General features: G+C 74.5%; 8 protein-coding genes. 1 reads left to right on the top strand and 7 read right to left on the bottom strand.

Annotated elements, in window-relative coordinates:
* Positions 1 to 41: 41 nt before the first annotated feature.
* The 4 genes from ABZW11_RS02095 to ABZW11_RS02080 are packed head-to-tail and all read right to left on the bottom strand — an operon-like array spanning position 42 to position 3,573.
* Positions 42 to 470 carry a VOC family protein gene (locus ABZW11_RS02095; protein ID WP_355411636.1) on the bottom strand — a complete coding sequence of 143 codons (429 nt, stop codon included), beginning with the start codon at positions 468 to 470 and terminating at the stop codon, positions 42 to 44.
* A complete protein-coding gene (locus tag ABZW11_RS02090; protein WP_345397000.1) occupies positions 467 to 706 on the bottom strand; it encodes an acyl carrier protein in 240 nt (79 codons plus the stop codon). Before ABZW11_RS02090 ends, ABZW11_RS02095 begins: the two co-directional genes overlap by 4 nt.
* Positions 699 to 2,534, bottom strand: a complete 1,836-nt coding sequence (locus ABZW11_RS02085) for an HAD-IIIC family phosphatase (protein ID WP_355411634.1) — start codon at positions 2,532 to 2,534, stop codon at positions 699 to 701. The genes ABZW11_RS02090 and ABZW11_RS02085 overlap by 8 nt, the downstream gene beginning before the upstream one ends.
* A gap of 25 nt (positions 2,535 to 2,559) precedes the next feature.
* Entirely contained in the window at positions 2,560 to 3,573 is a 1,014-nt protein-coding gene (locus ABZW11_RS02080) for a 3-oxoacyl-[acyl-carrier-protein] synthase III C-terminal domain-containing protein (protein WP_355411632.1), read from the bottom strand.
* Positions 3,574 to 3,740: 167 nt separating this feature from the next.
* Between ABZW11_RS02080 and ABZW11_RS02075 the strand changes: the two genes are divergently transcribed.
* Positions 3,741 to 4,742, top strand: a complete 1,002-nt coding sequence (locus tag ABZW11_RS02075; RefSeq protein WP_355411630.1) for a methyltransferase — start codon at positions 3,741 to 3,743, stop codon at positions 4,740 to 4,742.
* 43 nt (positions 4,743 to 4,785) lie between these two features.
* Here the strand turns inward: ABZW11_RS02075 and ABZW11_RS02070 are convergent, their stop codons facing one another.
* The 3 genes from ABZW11_RS02070 to ABZW11_RS02060 are packed head-to-tail and all read right to left on the bottom strand — an operon-like array spanning position 4,786 to position 20,146.
* Positions 4,786 to 16,431, bottom strand: coding sequence for an amino acid adenylation domain-containing protein (locus ABZW11_RS02070; RefSeq protein WP_355411628.1), 11,646 nt, complete (start codon positions 16,429 to 16,431; stop codon positions 4,786 to 4,788).
* The gene (locus tag ABZW11_RS02065) at positions 16,428 to 19,937 is read right to left on the bottom strand and encodes an amino acid adenylation domain-containing protein (protein ID WP_355411626.1); all 3,510 of its coding nucleotides are present in this window, start codon (positions 19,935 to 19,937) and stop codon (positions 16,428 to 16,430) included. The genes ABZW11_RS02070 and ABZW11_RS02065 overlap by 4 nt, the downstream gene beginning before the upstream one ends.
* Positions 19,934 to 20,146 (bottom strand): MbtH family NRPS accessory protein, encoded by a 213-nt coding sequence (locus ABZW11_RS02060; protein WP_355411624.1) that lies wholly within the window; start codon positions 20,144 to 20,146, stop codon positions 19,934 to 19,936. Before ABZW11_RS02060 ends, ABZW11_RS02065 begins: the two co-directional genes overlap by 4 nt.
* Positions 20,147 to 20,175: the final 29 nt, after the last annotated feature.

The following is a 20,175-nucleotide window of genomic DNA, read 5'->3' as shown; positions in this document are numbered from 1 at the left end:
GAGGTCCGCTCGGCATTCTGTGCGGGCCCGCAATATGCCGCCTATACGCGCCGTTCCGCGCTTTCCTGGTACGCCACCAGCTCGACGAGGAACGCGGCCGGGCGGGGGACGTACATGAAGGCCACGGTCATTCCGGGCCGGGCGCCCCCGCACGGGGAGGCGTCCACCGGGGACAGCCCGCTCCCGCGCAGCCGGCGCAGCTCGGCCTCGACGTCGTCCACGACGAACGCGACGTGGTAGAGCCCCGGCCCCTGCCCGGCGAGCCTGCCCTCGATCGCCGAGTTCGGGCGGGACGGTGAGACCAGCTCGATGTCGGGGCCCTGGCCGGGCAGGCGCCAGAACTCACAGGTCACGCCATAGTCGTCGGCGACGCCGCCGTCCACCGGGGACAGGCCGAGCGCCTCCAGGAACGCGCCGGTGCGCAGCGGTTCCGGGGTGGCCAGGCCGATGTGGTCGATGCCGAGGATCATGCGGCCGTCGTCCGGCCGACCAGCTCGGTGAGGTCGCCGACGGTCCGTACGGCGTGGAACTCGCGCAGGTCGAGCGTGACCCGCAGCCGGCTTTCGAGCTGGGCCAGCGCCTCCAGGGAGCTGATGCTGTCCCAGTCGCGCTCGGCCAGGACGTCCTCGTGGCGCAGCCGCCCGGCGTCCTCGCCGAGTATCTCGGCGAGCACCTCGGTCACGACCCTGCTGACCTGCTCACTCATGTCCGCTCCGCTCGCTCGTCGTGATCCAGCCGGGCAGGTCCACCGTGCCGGTGGTCAGGTCGAGGACGAACGAGCCGTCCCCGTCCTCATCCCTGGTGAAGCCGGCCTGCGTCCAGAAGGCGGCGGCGACCCGGTTGCGTTTCGTGGGGACGTACCGGCCGATCAGGGTCCGCGCGCCGCTCTCGGCGGCCCGCTCGGACAGCCAGGCGGCGATCGCCGTCTCGATGCCGCGTCCCAGCACCCGGCAGCTCAGCACCAGGTTGAGCACCCGCCACGCACGCGCGCCGCGCTCGGCCCACAGCGCGCCCACGACGCCGTCGGAGCCGAACCTGTCGGACACCGTGACGGTCGCCACCAGGTGGTCGGGGCGCGCGGCCAGCTCGGCCGTCTCGGCCTCGCCGAACCTCACGCCGGTGAGGTTGAACTGGTTCGTCCGCGCGGCGAGCTGCGCCGCCCGCGCCACCGTGTACGGCGTGACCGGCGCGATCTCCACCTCGATCTTCAGCGCCCGCAGGTAGTCGGCGGCCGCCTCGAACCCGTCGGAGAACTCGGCCCGCTCCGCCCGCGCCCGGTAGAGGTCGGCGCGCCGCAGGTCGGCCTCGGTGAGCGACGGCGCGTCGAACCAGCCGGTCCGCAGCAGCCTCCTGACCAGGTGGGCGGGGTCGCCGGCGGCCGAGACGACGCCGATCTCGGGAAAGCGGTCGGCCACCTCGGCCCGTTCGACGTCGGTGTCGTCCACGAAGACGAACGCGGACGGCGGCAGGCCGAGCGCGTCCGCCACCCTGCTCAGGTTCTCCGCCTTCGACGACCAGTTGACCGCCCGCGCCGCGAACGCGTCGGCGCGCAGCAGCATCTCGGGGTGCCCGCTCAGCGCCTCCTCGACGGGCTCGGCGTCGTTCTTGCTGGCCAGGACGAGGATGACGCCCTGCTCGCGCAGCCGCAGCACGGCCCGCTGGAACGCGCTGTAGCAGTTGCCCGGGTAGAGGCCGCCCAGGTGCACGCCGCCGGCGCCGGCCTCGCCGAGCACGCCGCCCCACAGCGTGCCGTCCAGGTCGAGGGCGAGCACCTTGCGTGACAGGCCGAGTCCGGCCTGGACGACGCGGCGCACCTCGCGGGCCAGCACCAGCAGCGCGCCGTCGGTGTAGGGCAGGTCGCCGTAGCGGTGCATGCGGTCGTCGCGGGCCGCGTACGGCTCCTCCGCCAGCAGCCCGGCCAGGTCCACGACCTCGACGGCGGCGTGCTGCTCGGCGAGGGCGAGGAGGGCGGCGTTCAGCTCGTACCAGAGTTTCGTGACCTGGGTGCGGGCCTGGCGGCTCACCAGGCCGTCGCGCAGCTCGGCGGGCATGGGGACGGTGTGCAGGATCAGCGTCGGGCCGCCGGTGGGCAGGTGCCGGGTGAGGGCGGCCAGCCTGGCGCGTACGTGCTCCTCCAGGGCCGTGACGCCGGCGGCGGACCAGTCGCGGGGCAGGAAGAAGGACTCGTCCATGAGCGCGCTGACGAACCGCGGCGACGACCGGGCGAACGCGCCCGTCGCGAGGTCCCTGTCCAGTGAGCCGTGCTCCCCCACGGTCAGCTCGGGCAGCACGCCGGCGGCCACGAGCTGGGCCCGCAGGATCTGCTCGTACGGGCCGATCGTGGCCGTCGCCAGCACGGTCACCGGCACGACGGGCGCGTCATCCGCGCCGGGCGGTGGCAGTGCCGCCAGCAGGCGTCCCGCGCGGCGGGCCAGTGCGGGGTCGGCCGTCTCCAGCAGCGCCAGGCGGGTGCGCGGCGGCGGCATGCGGCGCTCGGCGACGGCCGTCCGCAGCTCCTGCAGCAGTGCGTCCATGATCAACCCTTCCCCGGACGTCCGGTCAGACCCTGATGAGGCTGCAGTACCAGCGCATGCCGATCGAGGTGCCGGTCAGTGCGGCGAGGTCGCCGGGCGCCAGCTCGCCCTCGTCCCAGCACCGCCCCAGGGCGAGAAGCTGGTCGGCGGCGCCCATGTGCCCGTGCGCGGCGGCCAGGCCGGCGTTGGTGCGCTCGGGCGGGATGCCGAACGGGCGGGCGACGTCGGCGATGGCGTCCTCGCTCTCGTTCAGCGCGAAGACGTGCGTCAGCTCGCCCGGGTCCACGCCGGCCCGCTCGCAGGCTCGCTCGATCACCTCGGCCGAGCGGGTGGCCAGCGCGTCCACGAAGGCGCGCAGCCGGCGCGGGCTCTTGTCGAAGTGGGCGTGCACCCGCTCGGTGCCGGCCGGGGCCGTGGCGGCCGACCAGCCGGGCGGCGGCACGGGGGCGACCGCGCCGCCGTAGTCCGTACGGAACCAGTCGCAGAACTCCGGGTCGGTGAACTGGTGGGTGGCCAGCCACCGGTTACGGGGATGGCCGCGCCGCAGCACCGCCGCGACCGCCCCGTCGCTGTGCACGGCCGTGTTGACCGTCATCCGGTTGCGGTGGAACTCGCTCACCCGGTTCACCGCGACGAACAGCACGGTCTCGATCTCCGGCTGGACGGCCAGCGTGCCCGCCACCGTGCCGAGGCCGGTCACGCCGCACGCGCAGCCCTCGGTGAGCAGCAGCGTCTGGACGCGGTCGATCTTCAGCTCTCTGGCCAGCGCCGCCGAGGAGTCCCAGTGCAGGTATTCGGGCAGCTCCGACACCGCCACCGCCAGCAGGTCGAGGTCGGCGGGGGCGAGCCCGACCCGGTCGAGCGCCGCCCGGCCCGCCCGCGCGGCGAGCTCGGTGCCCGTGACGCCGTCCTCGGCCCGGTGGAAGGTGCGGTAACCCATGCGCAGAATGCGTTCGGGGTCGGGCACGTAGTCGGCGGCGACCTCCCGCACGTCCTCGTCCGCTCCGAACGCGTAACCGAAACCGGCGATCCCGAACATCTTCCTCCCGCGCGCTCGTGCCGTCGCCGCCGATTATGGAAAATGCGTCTATACATCTCCGATAAATCAGCGCCATACGCGGTCACCGCACCCTGACGATTTCCGGGAACGAAGTTAGGCTTTCCAGCCGGAATTCTTTTCTTCGACACCGGGAAACGGATGGCATCATGTTGCCGAGCGAGCTCGAACGCGCCGTATACGGGGTCGTCGCGACCCCGGCCCTCCACGTGGCCGACCGGCACGGCGTCTTCACCCATCTGATCCGCCACGGCGGCGCCACGGCCCCGGCGCTGGCCGCCGCCTTGCGCGTCGACGCCGACACCCTCGAACGGGTGCTGCTGGTCCTCGTGGCCTTCGGCGTCCTCGGCAGGACGCCGGACGAGCAGTACGTCGTGCCCGAGCCGATGCGGCCGTACCTCGACAGGGACGACCCGCGCTGTCTGGGCGGTTTCGTGGAGCACCTGGCCACCGAGACCGTCGCGCGGATGGGGCGGCTCGACGCCTACCTGCGGGAGGGCAAGGCGGCGGTCGACCGGGACCTGCCGTCGCCGTTCGAGACCCTCTACCGCGACGAGGCCGCCACCCGCGACTTCCTGCGGGCCATGTGGGACCTCAGCTACGCGCCCTCGCAGGAGATCGCCGCCCTGGCCGGACTGGGCGACGTCACGCGACTGGTGGACGTGGGCGGCGCGACGGGGCCCTTCGCCACGGCGGCGCTCCAGCACGCGCCCGGCCTGCGCGCCGTGATCTTCGACCTGCCGCAGGTCGAGCCGTACCTGCGCGAATCCGCTCAGCGGCACGGGCTGGCCGGGCGGCTGGCGTTCGAGGGGGGCGACTTCTTCGCCGACGAGCTGCCCCAGGGCGACTGCATCGCCTTCGGATACGTGCTGTCGGACTGGACGGACGCGACGTGCGCGATGCTGCTGCAGAAGGCGTACCGGGCCTGCACGCCGCCCGGGCGGGTGCTCATCATGGAACGGCTCTTCGACGACGCCCGCACGGGGCCGCTGCCCACGTCCGTCATGAACCTGACCATGCACGTCGAGACCGAGGGCCGGCACCGCACCGCCGCCGAGTACCGCGCGCTGCTTGAGGCGGCCGGCTTCACCAACTGCGAGGTGCACAGGACCGGCGGCGAGAAGCACCTCGTCATCGGCCACCGCAAGTGACAGGAGCGGCCGGCCCCTCGGGGCCGGCCGCTCCCGCCGAGGGCTACTCGGCGCCGAAGCGCTGAGTGCCGGACAGCTCCGTGACGAACGTCGCCACCCCGCGACCGCCGTCACCGTTCGCCAGCAGGACGAAGCCGTCGCCGCCGGTGACCCGGCACATCGTCATCGCCCAGTAGCCGGTGAACTCGCCCACCGCGCCGAAGTCCAGCTCCTTCTCCGAGCGGTCCACCACCATGGACAGGCCGTAGAGGCTGCCCGGCGTGGCCGTGAGCATCTGCCCGGCCAGCTCCCGCGTGATCAGGGCAGGCTCGCCCAGGTACGCGCGCCGGATCTCCAGCTGCACCCGGGCCAGGTCCGCCGCCGTCGTCCACAGCCCGCCCGCGGCCGTCGCCGGGTGGATGAGGCCGAAGCCGTCGATCGGCGTGCCGAACGCGTCGTGGCCATGGGCGATCGGGCGTCCTGCGCCGTGCGGGAAGCCGGCCTCGTAGCCGCTGCCCGTCATGCCCAGCGGGTCGAGCACCGTCTCCCGTGCCAGGGCCGGGAAGCCGGCGCCGGTGACGTCCGTCAGGAGCTGCTCCAGCACCAGGTAGTTGACCACGTTCTTCTCGAACGTCCCCACCGGGCGGGCTCGGCGGACCGCCGGGGTGCGCGCCGGCGCCCGGCCCAGCAGCGCGTCCAGCACCGTGGGGACCGGCTCGCCGTCGCGGTACGGCGGGTACTCGGGGTCTCTGGCCAGGCCCGAGGTGTTGGCCAGCAGGTGCCGTACGGTGATCGGCGCGCCCTCCGTCCCCGGCACCCGCCAGGAGGTGAGGAGGTCGTTGACGTCGGCGTCCAGGTCCAGCCGGCCGCGCGCGGCCAGCGTGAGCGTGACCAGCGACGTCACCTGCTTGCTCACCGACGCCACCCGGAACACCGTGTCAGGCGTCACGGGGTCGCCGCGCCTCGCGTCGAGGCGGCCGTACGCGCTGATCCCGGCGATCCCGCCGTCCCTGATCACGGCCAGGCTGACACCGGGCACGTGATGCCGCTCCATGGTCGGCACCGGCGACGGGATCCCTGCCCCGCCGAGCTCCGCGACGACCTGCTCGGCCAGGGAGCGGATCGTCGCCTCGTCGTGGAGCGCGTACGTCCACGTCAGCCGGGAGCCGGTGACGTCGATCTCCAGGACGTACTCGCGGGGGGCGAGCGGGTCGCGAACCGCCGTGATCCGCTCCGGGACGAAGGCGCCCGGTATGCCCGGCTCGTACCCGAACCTGATCTGCGGCGCGGGCAGTGCGGCGAGCGCGTCGGCGACAGGGCCCGCCTGGCGCAGCAGCTCGTACCCCAGGCCCTCGTCCGGAACGGCGGCGAGCTGGCCCGCCACCGAGGCGAGCACCGCCGCGCGCTGCGGCGGCACCCACAGGCTCACCGGGAACCGGTGCGCGAACGGCCCGGCCGCGTCCTGCGGCGCGTGCCCCGCCCTGGCCTCCACGTCGAGCAGCACGCGGTCGCCGCCGCTCCAGCGGGCGAGCACGACCGCCAGCGCGGCCAGCACCTCCTCCCGCGACGGCACCGGCTCGGGCAGCGGCACGCTCAGCGACCGCACGCTCCCCGTGCCGGACGGGTGGTCCAGCGGGAGCGGGGGCGCGGGCATCCTGGTGAGCCAGTGGTGGGCCTGGGCCATCAGATCGTCAGGCTCCGGCAGCGCGGCGGCCCACCGTCGCAGCGTCCCGCCGTCCCCTTCCGGCAGCGCGGAGCCACGGCAGGCGGTCTCCAGGTCGCGCAGGAGGAGGAGCAGGGAGGCGCGGTCGGCGGCGAGCTCGTGCACGGCGAGGATCAGCACCGGCCGGTCCGCGCCCGTCGTGGCGAGCACGGCGCTGAGCAGCGGCCCGTGTTCCGGGTCGAGCCGCTCGTACGCGGCCGCCGCCGCCCGGTCGCCACCCTCGACCTGGCGGAACGACACCGGGATCGCGTGGTGGGCGGCGACGGCGTGCAGGGCCTCCGCCAGCGTCGCCGCGTCGACCCACTCGGGGACGGGGACGCTGAGCTGCCAGTGGTCGTAGCGGTGCCCGCCCGGCCTGGACAGGACCCGGCGCTGCGCCGGGGTCAGGGCAGGACCTGCCCCCGGCTCGCCGGCGCCGTCCAGGGCGGTGGCCAGCTCGGCGATGGAGCCGTGCTGGTAGAGCAGGCGCAGCGTCACCGGCAGGCCGGCCTCCCTGGCCTGGGTCATGGCCTTGAGTATCGTCAGCGAGTCGCCGCCGAGGTCGAAGAACCGGTCGTGCGCCCCCACGGGGTCCACGCCCAGCAGCCGCGACCAGATCCCGGCCAGCGTCCGCTCGGCCGGGGTGCGCGGCGCCACGAAGTCCCGCTCCGACGACCACAGGGCGGCCCGGTCGGGGGCGGGCAGCGCGCGCTGGTCGAGCTTGCCGTTGACGGTCAGCGGGACCGCCTCCAGCGGCACGAACGCGGCCGGCACCATGGAGTCGGGCAGCCGCTCCCCGCAGTACGCGGCCAGATCGGCGGCCGGCGGCAGCTTCCCGCCGCCGGGCACGCAGTACGCCACCAGCCGCCGCGCGGGCCCGTCGCCGCGCGCCACGACCACGCTCTCCCGCACGGCGGGATGGGCGGCCAGCACGGCCTGGATCTCCCCGGGCTCGATGCGGTGCCCGCGTACCTTGACCTGGTCGTCCACCCGGCCGAGGAAGTGCAGCGCGCCGTCGGCCCTGCGGCGTACGAGGTCGCCGGTGCGGTAGCAGCGGGCGCCGGGGGGCCCGAACGGGTCGGGCACGAAGCGTTCCGCGGTCAGGCCGGGACGGCCGAGGTAGCCGCGGGCCACGCCGGCGCCGCCGACGTACAGCTCGCCTGGCGCCCCTTCCGGGACCTCGTGCCCGTACGGGTCCAGCACGTACGTGCGGACGTCGTCGAGCGGCCGGCCGATCGGCACGCCGTCCACTGTCCCTCGGTCGGCGCCCAGGTCAGCCGGGGTGAGCGGCTGGTAGGTGACGTGGATCGTGCACTCGGTCGGCCCGTACGCGTGCGCCAGGTCGCACCGGTCGAGCCCCCAGGCGTCCAGGTCGGACGGTTCGAGCCGGTCGCCGCCGAACACCACCTCGCGCAGCGACAGCCGCGCCAGCGTGGCCTCGTCGCCGTCCGCCGCCCCGATCATCGAGCGGAACGCCACCGGCGACAGCGACAGCGTCGTCACCCGCTCGGCGATGAGCAGGTCGAGCAGGTCGCGGGGCGAGCGGGCGGTCTCGGTCGGGACGATCACCAGCCGGCCGCCGTGCAGCAGCGCGCCCCACAGCTCCCACACCGACACGTCGAAGGCGTAGGAGTGCAGCAGCGCCCAGGTCCTGTCGGAGCCGAGGGCGACCTGACCCGACAGGGCCGCGTAGAGGCGCAGCACGTTGGCGTGGGTGACGGCGACGCCCTTGGGGCGGCCGGTCGAGCCCGAGGTGTAGCACACGTACGCCAGGTGACCCGGTTCGGTCCCGCTCTCCGGGGGTGTCCCGGCGAGTGCGGCGATGCGGCCGGCGCCGGTGTCGAGCAGCACCTGCTCGACGCCCTCGGCGGTCACCGACGGCGCGAGGCCGGCGGTGGTGACGGCCACGGCCGCCCCGGAGTCGGCCAGCATGAACCGCAGCCGGTCGGCCGGCGACGTGGGCGGCAGCGGCAGGTACGCGGCGCCGGCCTTGAGCACGGCCAGCAGCGTGACGACCAGGTCGGTGCCGGGTTCGAGACAGACGCCGACCAGCGTCTCCGGGCCCGCGCCCAGCTCACGCAGCCGGTGCGCGAGCCGGTCGGCCCGCACGTCCAGCTCCCGATAGGTCAGCCGCCCGCCGGGGTCTCCACGGTGGACGACCGCGACGGCGTCCGGCGTCTCGCGGGCGCGCCGCTCGAACACCTCGTGCAGGCTGCGGGGCAGCGGGTGCTCGACCGCCGGGACGCTCTCGCGCGAGGTGCGCTCGGACGGCGGCAGGCAGGTGGCGCGGGCGTCGCCGTCCGGGTCGGCCACCATGGCCTCCAGCACCGCTCGATGCATCGCGGCCAGCCGGTCGGCGTTGCGCCGGCTCATGGCGTGCGTGTTGGAGCGCAGGATGAGGTACGTCGGCGTGGCCGGCACCCCGAGCGCGAACTCCGTCGGGTCCTCGCCCTCGGTGGCGGTGACGTCGATCAGGCCGGTGTCCACCTGGTCGAAGTCCTGATAGCTGAACGCCGTGCCGATGAGCCTGCGCCCGTCGCCCAGCTCCCGCTGGATGACCGGCATGGGGAACCTGCGGTGCGGCCACAGGGCCAGCTCGCCGTCGAAGGTCCGCCGGATGAGGTCGAGCCAGGTCCTGGCGCCCCTGTCGTACGCGAACGGCAGCGTGTTGAGGTGCATGCCGTAGACGCGCTCGCCGCCCTGGGCCTCCAGCCGCCCGTTGCACACCAGGCCGGTGACGAACTCGGGCTCCGAGGTGAGCGTGCCGAGCACCTTGAGGTGGGCGGCGAGCAGCACGCTCTTCAGCGAGGCGCCGGCCTGGGCCGCCAGGGCGCGCAGGCGTTCCTCGAGGTCGGCGTACATGAGGACGACGTGGTAGTCCTCGCGCGGCAGGTGCGGCTCGCCCCAGGCCGCGGGCAGCGCGAAGCCGGGCCTGCCGGTGACGACCTCGCGCCAGTAGGCACGGTCGTCGGCCGATTCGAGCGCGCGCAGCTCGGCGGCGATGAAGTCGGCGTAGCGGACGGACGGCGGCTCGACGCGGGGCGGCTCGGCGCCGTCCCTGAGCGCGCGGTAGTCGTCGAGCAGCTCCATGAGCAGGCCGTGGAAGCTCCAGCCCTCGCTGACGGCGTGCAGCACGGTGAACGACAGCCACCACGACGCGTCGTCCTTGAGCAGCGCGGTGATCCTGATCAGCGGCGCCCGTTCCAGGTCGAACCGGTGGGCGCGCTCCTGGGCGCGGAAGCTCCGCATGGCCAGCTCGCGACCGCCGTCGTCGAGGCCGCGCAGGTCGAGCACGCGGACCGGGATCTCGGCGCTCTCGTGGACGAGCTGCAGGGGCACGGAGTGCCCGGACAGCCTGATGGAGGTCCGCAGCGCCTCGTGGCGGGCGGCGGCGATCCCGGCGGCGGCGCGCAGCGCGTCGAGCGAGAACGGGTGCGGGTCGCGGACGAGGAACGACATGGTGTTGTGGTAGTAGCCGTGCTCCTGCCCGGCCAGCATCTCCACGACCATGCCGCGCTGCACCTCGGACAGCGGGTAGGCGTCGGTGATACCGCCGGGGAGTGTGGCCAGGTCCGCGGCGGGCACCAGCGCGAACGGCTCGACCGCGCGCCGCTCCTCGCCGGCCTTCTCGCGCCCGGCCAGCGTGGCGGCCAGCTCGGCGACCGTGCGGTGCTCGAAGACGTCCTGGACGGAGACGTCCAGGCCCTGCTCCTGCAGCGCGCCCACCACGGTGACGGCCCTGATGGAGTGGCCGCCGCGCTCGAAGAAGTTGTCGTGCACGCCGATGCGCTCGTGCCCGAGCACCGTGCGCCACACCTCGGCGATCAGCGTCTCCAGCTCGTTGCGCGGCTCGACGTGGGCGGAGCCGCTCTGGGCGCGCGGGTCGGGATCGGGCAGCGCGTTCCTGTCCACCTTGCCGTTGGCGTTGAGCGGGATGCGGTCGAGCGGCACGAACAGCGCGGGGACCATGTAGTCGGGCAGCCGGGTGCCGCAGTGCGCGGCCAGCTCGGCGGCGGGCGGCAGGGCGGCGTCGGCGGGCACGCAGTACGCGACGAGCGACCGGTCCCCCGCCCCGCCCGTGCGTACGACGACCACGGCGTCCCTGACGCCGGGATGGTCGAGCAGCACGACGCGGATCTCGCCCGGCTCGACCCGATAGCCACGGACCTTGACCTGGTCGTCCACCCGCCCGGCGAAGCAGACCGCGCCGTCGCCGCGCACCCAGGCCCGGTCGCCGGTGCGGTAGAGGCGGCCTCCCGGCGGCCCGAACGGGTCGGGCACGAACCTGTCGGCGGTCAGCCCAGGACGTCCCGCGTAGCCGCGGGCGACGCCGGTGCCGCCGACGTACAGCTCGCCGGTGACGCCGAAGGGCGCCGGCCGCATGTGCTCGTCCAGGACGTACATGGTCATGCCGGGCAGCGGGCGGCCGATGGGGACGATCTCGTCCCGTTCCCGCTTCATGATCGGGTAGGTGCAGGTGCCGACCGTCGCCTCCGTGGGCCCGTACTCGTTGACCAGGCCGCCGGGACCGAGCACGCGCAGCCAGTGCTGGGCGGTGCTGCCCGGCAGCGCCTCGCCCGCCACCACGATCATCTCGGCCAGCCTGGCCGCCTGGGCGCCTTTGAGCTGGCCGGCGAGCACGTCGAGGTGGCCTGGCGTGAGCTTGATGAAGCTGTAGGGGCCGTGCTCGGCCAGCTCGCGGCCGAGCCTGGACAGGTCGAGGTCGGCGGGCAGCAGCCGGACCGGCTGGCCGGTGGCGAGCGGCGCCCAGACGTTCGGGACGACGAGGTCGAAGGCCACCGAGGAGAACAGCGGCGCGCCCGTGGTGCCCTGCGCGGCCAGCTCCTCCGCCGCCCAGCGCACGTGGTTGGCCAGGCCGCGGTGGGTGACGAGCACGCCCTTGGGCCGGCCGGTCGAGCCGGAGGTGAAGATGATCTGCGCGACGCCGTCCAGGTCCGTGCGGACGCCGGGCGAGGTGGCGGGCAGCCCGTCGAGGCTCGCGTCGGCGAGCTCCACGACCTCGATCTCGGTGAACGCGTCGGGCGTGTCGGTGACGACCGCCCGCGCGCCGGCGTCGGCCAGCATCGTCGCCATGCGCCCCGCCGGGAACGACGGGTCGAGCGGCACGAACGCGGCGCCCGACTTCCACACCCCGATGAGGCTCGCCAGCAGGTCGGGGCCGCGGGCGGCGAGCACGCCGACCGCGCTCTCGGGTCCGGCGCCGAGCGCGCGCAGCCGGTGGGCGACGCGGTTGGCCCTGGCGTCCAGCTCGGCGTACGTCCACGAGCCGCCGTCGAAGGCCGCCGCCACCGCGCCCGGGTTGCGGGCCGCCTGCCGCTCGAACAGGTCGAGCACGCTCGCGTCCACGGGGCGGGTGCGGGTGACGTTCAGCTCGGTGACGAGCCGGTCGTACTCGCCGGGCGGCAGCAGCACCGCGTCGGCGTCCCCGTCGGGGCCCTCGACGATGGACTCCAGCGCGGCCCGGTACATCGCGCCGAGCCGGTCCACCGCCTCCTCCGAGACGTGCTGCACGTTGGCGGTGACCATGAGGTGGCCGGCCAGGATGTGCACGCCCAGGCCGAACTCCGTCGGGCTGTCGTCGATGACCGAGTCGCCGTCGAACAGGTCGGTGTCCACCTGGTGGAAGTCCAGGTAGACGAAGCGGGTGTCGAGCAGCCGTTCGGGGCCCGCGTCGCGCTGGATCTCCGGCATGGGGAAGCGCTGGTGTGACCAGAGCTCGGTCTCCTGCTCGAACAGCCGGCGCGCCAGCTCGCCCCAGGTGCGGGCGCCCCGCTCGTACGGGAAGGGCAGCGTGTTGAGGTAGAGGCCGTGCACCCGGTCGGCGCCCGGCGCCTCCAGCCTGGCGTGGAAGACCAGGCCGGTGAAGAACGCGCGCTGGTCGGTGAGCGTGCTCATGACCTTCATGTGCGCGGCGAGCAGCATGCTCTTCAGCGGGACGCCCGCCGCGCTCGCCGCCGCCCGCAGCCCCTCCTCGTAGCCGGCCAGCGGGATGCGGATGCGGTACTCCCGCCTGGGCGCGTCCTGGCCCGCGCCGAGCCCGGCGGGCAGCGTGAACTTGGGGACGGAGGTGACGATCGAGCGCCAGTACGCCCGTTCCGCGTCGTCGGCGAGCACGGCCTGCTCGGCGGCGATGAAGTCGGCGTACCTGATGGCGGGCAGGTCGGCGAGCGTCGCCTCGGTCCCGTCGCGCAGCGCGCGGTAGACGGTGAGGATCTCCATGAGCAGCGAGTGGTAGCTCCAGCCCTCCAGGACGGCGTGGCACTCGGTGATGGTGATCCACCAGCCCTCGGCGGCGCAGCGGTGCGCGGAGACCCGGATCAGCGGCGGTTTCGCCAGGTCGAACAGCCGGGTGCGCTCGCAGGTGACGAACGCGCGCACGGCCGCGCGCTGCCCGTCCAGGTCGAGGTCGCCGAGGTCGGCGACCGGCACGCTCACCTCGACGTCCTCCGGACGGTGCACGAGCTGCATCGGCACCGAGTAGCCGGTGAGCGCGAGCGACGTGCGCAGCGCCTCGTGCCGGCCGACGACCGTGCGGGTCGCCTCGCGCAGCAGGTCGGGCTGCAGGGGACGGTCGTCGAGCACGCGGAAGGCGGTGGCGTTGAGGTAGAGGTTCAGGTCTCCGTCGGAGAGCATCTCGACGACCATGCCGGTCTGCAGCCGCGACATCGGGTACGCGTCCAGCACCCCGCCGGGCACCTTGGCCCGGTCCTGCTCCGTGAGCAGCGCGAACGGCCGCACCGGGGTCAGGCCGCCCGACCGGCTCTCCTCCTCACCGCCGCGCTCGTTCAGCCGGGCCGCCAGCGTGGCCACGGTCCGCGTCTCGAACAGGTCGGCGACCCTGACGTCCAGGCCCGCGTCGCGCAGGCCGCCCGCCAGCACGACGGCCAGGATGGAGTCGCCGCCGAGCTCGAAGAAGTCGTCGTGCACGCCGACGCGGCCGGTGGGCAGCGTCTCCGTCCACACGGTGGCGATGAGCTCCTCGATCGCGGTGCGCGGCGCCACGTACCCGGCTCCGGCGGGCAGCGCCGCGTCGCCCGGCGCGGGCAGGGCGCGGCGGTCCACCTTGCCCTGCGCGGTCAGCGGGATCTCGGCCACCGGCACGAACGCGGCGGGCACCATGTAGTCGGGCAGCGACCCGGCCAGCGTGGCGCGCAGCTCGCCGGGGTCGAAGGCGGCGGGGTCGGCAGGCACGACGTACGCGATGAGCCGGGCCGCGCCCGGCACGTCCTCGCGGGCCACGACCACCGCGTCGCGCAGCCGGTCGTCGGCCCGCAGCCGGGCCTGGACCTCACCCGGCTCGACCCGGTAGCCGCGGATCTTGACCTGGTCGTCGATGCGGCCCAGGTATTCGAGGCCGCCGTCCGGCCGCCGCCGCGCGAGGTCGCCGCTGCGGTAGAGCCGCGAGCCCGGCGGGCCGTAGGGGTCGGGCACGAAGCGCTGCGCGGTCAGCCCGGGCCGGTCGAGGTAGCCACAGCCGACGCCCGCGCCGCCCACGCAGATCTCGCCGGTCGCGCCGAGCGGCACGACGTTGCCGCGCTCGTCGAGCAGCACCACCCACAGGTCGTCGATGGGCCGCCCGACGGGGGACGCCTCGGCGGGTTCGAGGTCCCGTTCCGTCACCTCGTAGTGAGTGACGTGCACGGTCGTCTCGGTGATGCCGTACATGTTGACCAGGGCGGGCGCGGCGAGCCCGCGCCGGTCGGTCCACGGGCGCAGGTCGGGCATCTCCAGCCGCTCGCCGGCGAAGATCACCAGGCGCAGCGCGAGCCGGTCCACGCGGGGGTCGCCCTGCGCGGCCAGGCGCACCAGGCGGTAGAAGGCGCCAGGCGTCTGGTTCAGCACCGTCACCCGCTGCTCGACCAGCAGGTCCATCAGGTCGTCCGGCGATCTCGCCGTGTCGAACGGCACGATCACCAGCCGGCCGCCGTGCAGCAGCGCGCCCCACAGCTCCCACACCGACACGTCGAAGGCGTAGGAGTGGAACATCGGCCACACGTCGTCAGGGCCGAACCCGAACCGCTCGCGGGTGGCCGTCAGCAGGCGCAGCACGTTCGCGTGCGTCAGGCACATGCCCTTCGGGCGGCCGGTGGACCCCGAGGTGTAGATCACGTAGATGAGGTCGCCCGGCACGGAGGCGGGGTCGAGGTCGGTGTCCGGACGGCTCTCGATGGCGGCGGCGTCCCGGTCGAGGACGATCACCTCGCCGCCGTGCACCCGCTCGACCAGCTCCAGGTGCTCCGAGCGGGTGACGACGACGGGCGCGCCCGCGTCCGACACCATGAACGCCAGCCGGTCCGCCGGGTACGCCGGGTCGAGCGGCAGGTACGCCCCGCCCGCCTTCAGCACCGCCAGCAGCGTGACCACCAGCTCGGCGCCGCGGTCGAGGCAGACGCCCACGAGCGACCCCGCGCCGACGCCGGCGCCGCGCAGCCGGTGCGCCAGCCGGTTGGCCCGCGCGTTCAGCTCGGCGTAGGTCAGGTGACGGCCGCCGTCGGTGAGCGCGACCGCGCCCGGCGTGGCTCTGACCTGCTCAAGGAACGCCTCGGGCAGCGTACGCGGGTCGGCGGGCCGAGGCCGCACCGGGCCTGTGGCGACCGCCAGCTCGTCAGGACCGAGCAGGTCCAGGCGGTCGACCGGGGTGTCGGGGGCGGCGGCGATGCCGGCCAGCAGGCGCACCAGGTTCGCGGCCGTGCGCTCGATCGTCTCCCGGTCGAACAGCGCGGTGGCGTACTCGACCTGCCCGATCAGCGACCCGTCGGGCGCCTCCTGGAGCTGGAGCGTGAGGTCGAACTTGGAGATCCGCCAGGGCGCCTCCAGCGACTCGGCCCGCACGCCCGGCAGGTCGAGCGCGGCGGCCTTGGGCTCGTGCATGGTGAACGCCACCCGGAACAGCGGGGTGCGCGAGCGGTCGCGGGCCGGCTCCAGCTCGTCCACGAGCCGGGAGAACGGCATGTCCTGGTGGTCGAGCGCGTCCAGCACCGCCGCCTGCGTGCCGGCCAGCAGGCCCGCGAACGTCTCGCCCGGCCGCCACCGGCCGCGCATGACGAGGCTGTTGATGCCGTAGCCGAACATGCCCTGCAGCTCAGGCCTGTTGCGGTCGGAGACCACAGTGCCGACGGTGACGTCGGTCCTGCCGGTGTAGCGGGCGAGCAGCGCCTGGAAACCGGCCAGCAGGACGGTGAACAGCGTCGTCTCGCGGCCCCTGGCGATCTCGCGCAGCGCCGCGCCGAGCCGGGCGTCCACCTCGATGGGGACCGCCGCGCCGCGCCAGTCCCGTACGTCGGGGCGGGGCCGGTCGGCGGGCGGCTCGGTCGGGACGAGGTCGGCCAGCTGCTCGCGCCAGTAGCTCAGGGTGCCGTCGAAGGCGCCGTCGGCGGCCCTGGCCCGCTGGTGGGCGGCGTAGTCGGCGTACTGGAGCGGCGGCTGCGGCAGCGAGCCTGGAGCGCGGTAGAGGGCGCTCAGCTCCTCCTCGAACAGGCGCAGCGACCACTCGTCGCACGCGATGTGGTGGAAGACCACCACCAGCAGGCTCAGCTCGTCGGCGACGCGCACCAGGCGGACCCTGACCGGCCACTCCTCGGCCAGGTCCATGCTGCGGGCCACCTCGTCCTCGGCGATCCGCAGGGCCCGTTCCTCGTCGCCGCCGCGCAGGTCGTCCACCCTGAAGGAGACCTCGCCCGGCGGGTCCACGAGCTGCACCGGCTCGGCCCCCGCCACCGCGTAGCGGGTGCGCAGGATCTCGTGCCGGGCGGCGATCTCGTCGATCGCGCGGCGCAGCGCCGCCACGTCCACCGGGCCGGTCAGCCGCAGGATCATGGGGACGAGGTATTCGGGGCTGTCCGGTTCGAGGCGGTTGAGGAACCACATCTGCTGCTGCCCGTACGACAGCGGCAGCGGCGCCTCGCGGTCGGCCCGCGGGATCCGCGACCGGCCGCCGGCCCGGCGGCGCAGCAGGGCCTCCTCGCGCTCGATGTCGATCTGCGTCATGCCCGCTGCTCCTCTACTACCGTCGGTTGCTGGTCCGGTCCCGCGCCGGCGAGCGCGCGGACGGCCTCGGCCAGCCGCGCGACCGAGGGGCGCTCGAAGATCAGCCGGACCGGCAGGTCGAGATCGAAGTCCTCCTGCACCTGCGCCATCAGCGTGAGCGCCAGCCGGGACGTGCCGCCCAGGTGGAAGAAGTTCTGCATCACGCCGACCTCGCGGCCGAGCAGCTCCGAGCAGCGCTCGGCGAGCAGCCGCTCGATGGGGCCGCGCGGCGCGTCGGCGTGCGCGCCCAGCTCACGCAGCGTCGCTCCGCCCGGTGCCGCCGCCAGCAGGCGCAGGTAGTGCTCGGCCATCCTGGCGATCGTGGGCTCGTCGAACAGGGACGTGGCGTACTCGATGATGCCCTTCACGCTCCCGTCGGGAGCCGTGTGCAGGAACAGGGTCAGGTCGGTCTTGGCGACGCCCCAGACGTCCCGCAGCGGGTCGAGGTCGCCGCCGCCCGAGACGGTGACGCCCTCCTCCATGAAGTTGAACATCACCTGGTAGAGCGGGGTCCGTGACAGGTCACGCGCCGGGGCCAGCGCCTCCACCACCCGCTCGAACGGCACGTCGCGGTGGGCCAGCGCGCGCCTGTTGCGCTCCCACACGGCCTCCATCGCGGACTCGAAGCTCATCTCGGGCTCCAGCGCGCACCGCACGACGAGCGTGTTGTGGAACGGGCCCGCGACCCCGGCCAGCTCCGGCCTGGTCCTGCCCGCCGTGGGCACGCCGAGCGGCACGTCCCACTGTCCGCTCCAGCGGGCTAGCAGCGTGCAGAACGCCGTCAGATACGCCGCCAGCGGGGTCGTGCCCCTGCGGCGGCTCAGCTCCGCGAGGCCGTCCGAACAGGCGCGCGGCACCTCGAAGGTGAGCGTGGCGCCGCGCGGGTCGCGGACGGCCGGGCGCGGGTGGTCCGCGGGCAGGTCGAGCCTGGGCAGGCCGGCCAGCTCCTCGCGCCAGAAGGCGAGCTGCGGCTCCAGGAACGCCTCCGTCATGCGGTCGCGCTGCCAGACGGCGTAGTCGGCGTACTGGACGGGAAGCGGCGGCAGCTCGGGCTCCCGGCCGGCGGCGAGTGCGGCGCACAGCTCCCTGATCTCGGCGCCGAGCAGCACCGACGACTGTCCGTCCGAGGCGATGTGATGCACGGCCAGCGCCAGCACATGGTCGTCGCTGCCCTGGCCGCGGACCAGCAGGGCGCGCCAGACGGGGCCACGGACCAGGTCGAAGCCCTCACGGAAGGTGCCGGCGAGCAGCTCGGCCAGCGCGGCGGGGTCGTCTGGGCGGCCGGCCACGGGGAGGGTGACCGGGGCGGGGTCGTCGACGACCTGCCGGGGCTCGGCGCCCTCCATGCGATAGCGGGTGCGCAGCACCTCGTGCCGGGCGACGAGCGCCGTCATGGCGCGTTCGACCGTCGCCGTGCCGAGGTCGGCGGGCAGCGGGACCAGCAGCGGCGTCACCCACTCGGGGTTGCCCGGGTCCATCCTGTCGAGGAACCAGAGCTGGTGCTGCTCGACGGAGAGCGGCAGCGGCCGGTCCCTGGGCGCGCGCGGCACCGTGGCGACCGGCTCGGCGGCCTCCTCGACGAGCCGCGCCTGCTCGGCCACCGTGCCGGCGGCGAACAGCCGGTGCACGGCCACCTCCCGGCCCATGGCGGCGCTCAGCCTGGCCGCCAGCCTGGCCAGCAGCAGCGAGGAGCCGCCGCGCTGGAAGAAGTCGTCGTCGGCGCGCACGCCGGTGACGCCGAGCAGGTCCTGCCAGACGCGGGCGACGGTCTGCTCGGCGTTCGTGAGCGGCCTGGCCGGGCCGTCGGACGTCGCGTCGAAGTCAGGTGCGGGCAGCGCGGCCCTGTCCACCTTGCCGCTGGTCGTCAGCGGCAGCGCGGCGAGCGGCACGAACAGGGACGGCACCAGCGCGTCGGGCAACCGGTCACGCAGGTACGCGCGCAGCGCGGCGGCCTGCGGCGGTTCGCCGTCCCGGCCCACGACGTACGCGACCAGCCGGGCCGCTCCGTCGGCCCCGGGACCGGCCGTCACGGCGGCCCCGCGCAGGCCGGGATGCGCCAGCAGGACCGACTCCACCTCGCCCGGCTCGATCCGCACGCCGTTGACCTTGACCTGCGCGTCGATGCGGCCGTCGTAGTCGAGCGTGCCGTCGGGACGCCACCTGACCAGGTCGCCGGTGCGGTACATGCGGCTGCCCGGCGGGCCGTACGGGTCGGGCAGGAATCGTTCGGCGGTCAGGGCGGGCCTGCCCAGGTAGCCGCGGGCCAGGCCGACGCCGCCCGCGTACAGCTCGCCTGGGGCTCCGAGTGGCGCGAGTGCGCCGCCCTCGTCGAGCACGCGCAGCCTGATGCCGTCGATCGGCCGCCCGATCGGCACCCGGCCCGCGCTCTGCCCGGGGTCGGCCAGGTGGGCGGTCACGTCGATGGCGCACTCGGTGGGGCCGTAGGTGTTCCAGATCGTCACGGGGAGCCGCTTGCGTACGAGCTCGCACAGCTCGGCGTCCAGCGGCTCGCCGGCCGAGAACAGCAGCCGCAACGACCCGCACTCCCGCCAGCCCGGCTCGTCCACCAGCAGCCGCAGCAGCGAGGGCACGACCTGGAGCACGGACACGTCGTGCGCGGCGACCGCGCGCAGCAGCGCCGCCGGGTCGCGCTCGGCGCCGTGCGGGGCGAGCACCACGGCGCCGCCGCTGATGAGCGGCGCGAAGATCTCCCACCCTGCCGCGTCGAACGTCAGCGTCGTCTTCTGCAACACCCGGTCGGCCGGGCCGAGCCCGTGCTCCCGCACCGTCCACCTGACCCGGTTGGCGATGGCGCCGTGCCCGATCAGCACCCCCTTGGGCCGGCCGGTCGAGCCGGACGTGTAGATCACATAGGCGAGCCGGTCGGGGTCGGCGGCGACGTCCGGCGCCGTGCCGGGCTCCCCGTCGAAGACGTCCATGGCGACCCGCACCGCACCGTCCGGCAGCACCAGGTCCCAGTCGGGACCGGGGTCGACGCCGGAAGCGGCGGTGGGGCCGGCGCCGGAAGCGGCGGTGGGGTCGGTGCCGGCGCCGGAAGCGGCGGTGGGGTCGGGGTCGGTCAGGACGAGCGGGGCGGCGGTGTCGGTCAGGATCCAGTGCGTGCGGTCGGCGGGGTGGCCGGGGTCGAGGGGGACGTACGCCGCCCCCGCCTTCCACACGCCGAGCAGGGCGGCCACCAGGCCGGCGCCGCGCCGCAGGCAGACGCCGACCGGCGTCTCCGGCCGCACGCCCCTGGCCAGCAGCCCGTTGGCGACCTGGTTGGCGCGACGCTCCAGCGTCGCGTAGTCCAGCTCCCGCCCGCCGTCCACGACGGCCACGGCACCGGGTGTCCGCGCCGCCTGGGCGGCGAACAGGCCGGGAAGCAGGCCCGGAGACAGGCCCGGAGACAGGCCTGGAGACGGGCGCGGAGACGGGCGCGGAGACAGGCGCGGCTCGACGTCGCTCATCTCACCTCGGCCTCGTCCATGCGGGTACGCAGGCTGAGCGGGCGCATGTCGGTCCATACGCGCTCGATGTGGGCCAGGCACTCCTCGCGGGGCCCCCGCGTGCCCTCCTGACGCCACCCGGCGGGCACCTCACGGTCGGCCCACCAGATCGAGTACTGCTCCTCGTCGTTGACGACGACGAGGTAGGTGTCGTTCTGCTCGCCGGACACCGGCTCACCTCTTCCGATCGTGACGGATG

It is taken from the genome of Nonomuraea sp. NPDC004580, from assembly GCF_040609855.1.
Lineage (GTDB): Bacteria > Actinomycetota > Actinomycetes > Streptosporangiales > Streptosporangiaceae > Nonomuraea > Nonomuraea salmonea.
This window is presented reverse-complemented; position numbering and strand designations above follow the sequence as displayed.

Bases quoted from the DNA above. Each gene is read 5' to 3' on its own strand.
- ABZW11_RS02095 (WP_355411636.1), bottom strand. From the start codon at position 470: ATGATCCTCGGCATCGACCACATCGGCCTGGCCACCCCGGAACCGCTG.
- ABZW11_RS02090 (WP_345397000.1), bottom strand. From the start codon at position 706: ATGAGTGAGCAGGTCAGCAGGGTCGTGACCGAGGTGCTCGCCGAGATA.
- ABZW11_RS02085 (WP_355411634.1), bottom strand. From the start codon at position 2,534: ATGGACGCACTGCTGCAGGAGCTGCGGACGGCCGTCGCCGAGCGCCGC.
- ABZW11_RS02080 (WP_355411632.1), bottom strand. From the start codon at position 3,573: ATGTTCGGGATCGCCGGTTTCGGTTACGCGTTCGGAGCGGACGAGGAC.
- ABZW11_RS02075 (WP_355411630.1), top strand. From the start codon at position 3,741: ATGTTGCCGAGCGAGCTCGAACGCGCCGTATACGGGGTCGTCGCGACC.
- ABZW11_RS02070 (WP_355411628.1), bottom strand. From the start codon at position 16,431: ATGACGCAGATCGACATCGAGCGCGAGGAGGCCCTGCTGCGCCGCCGG.
- ABZW11_RS02065 (WP_355411626.1), bottom strand. From the start codon at position 19,937: ATGAGCGACGTCGAGCCGCGCCTGTCTCCGCGCCCGTCTCCGCGCCCG.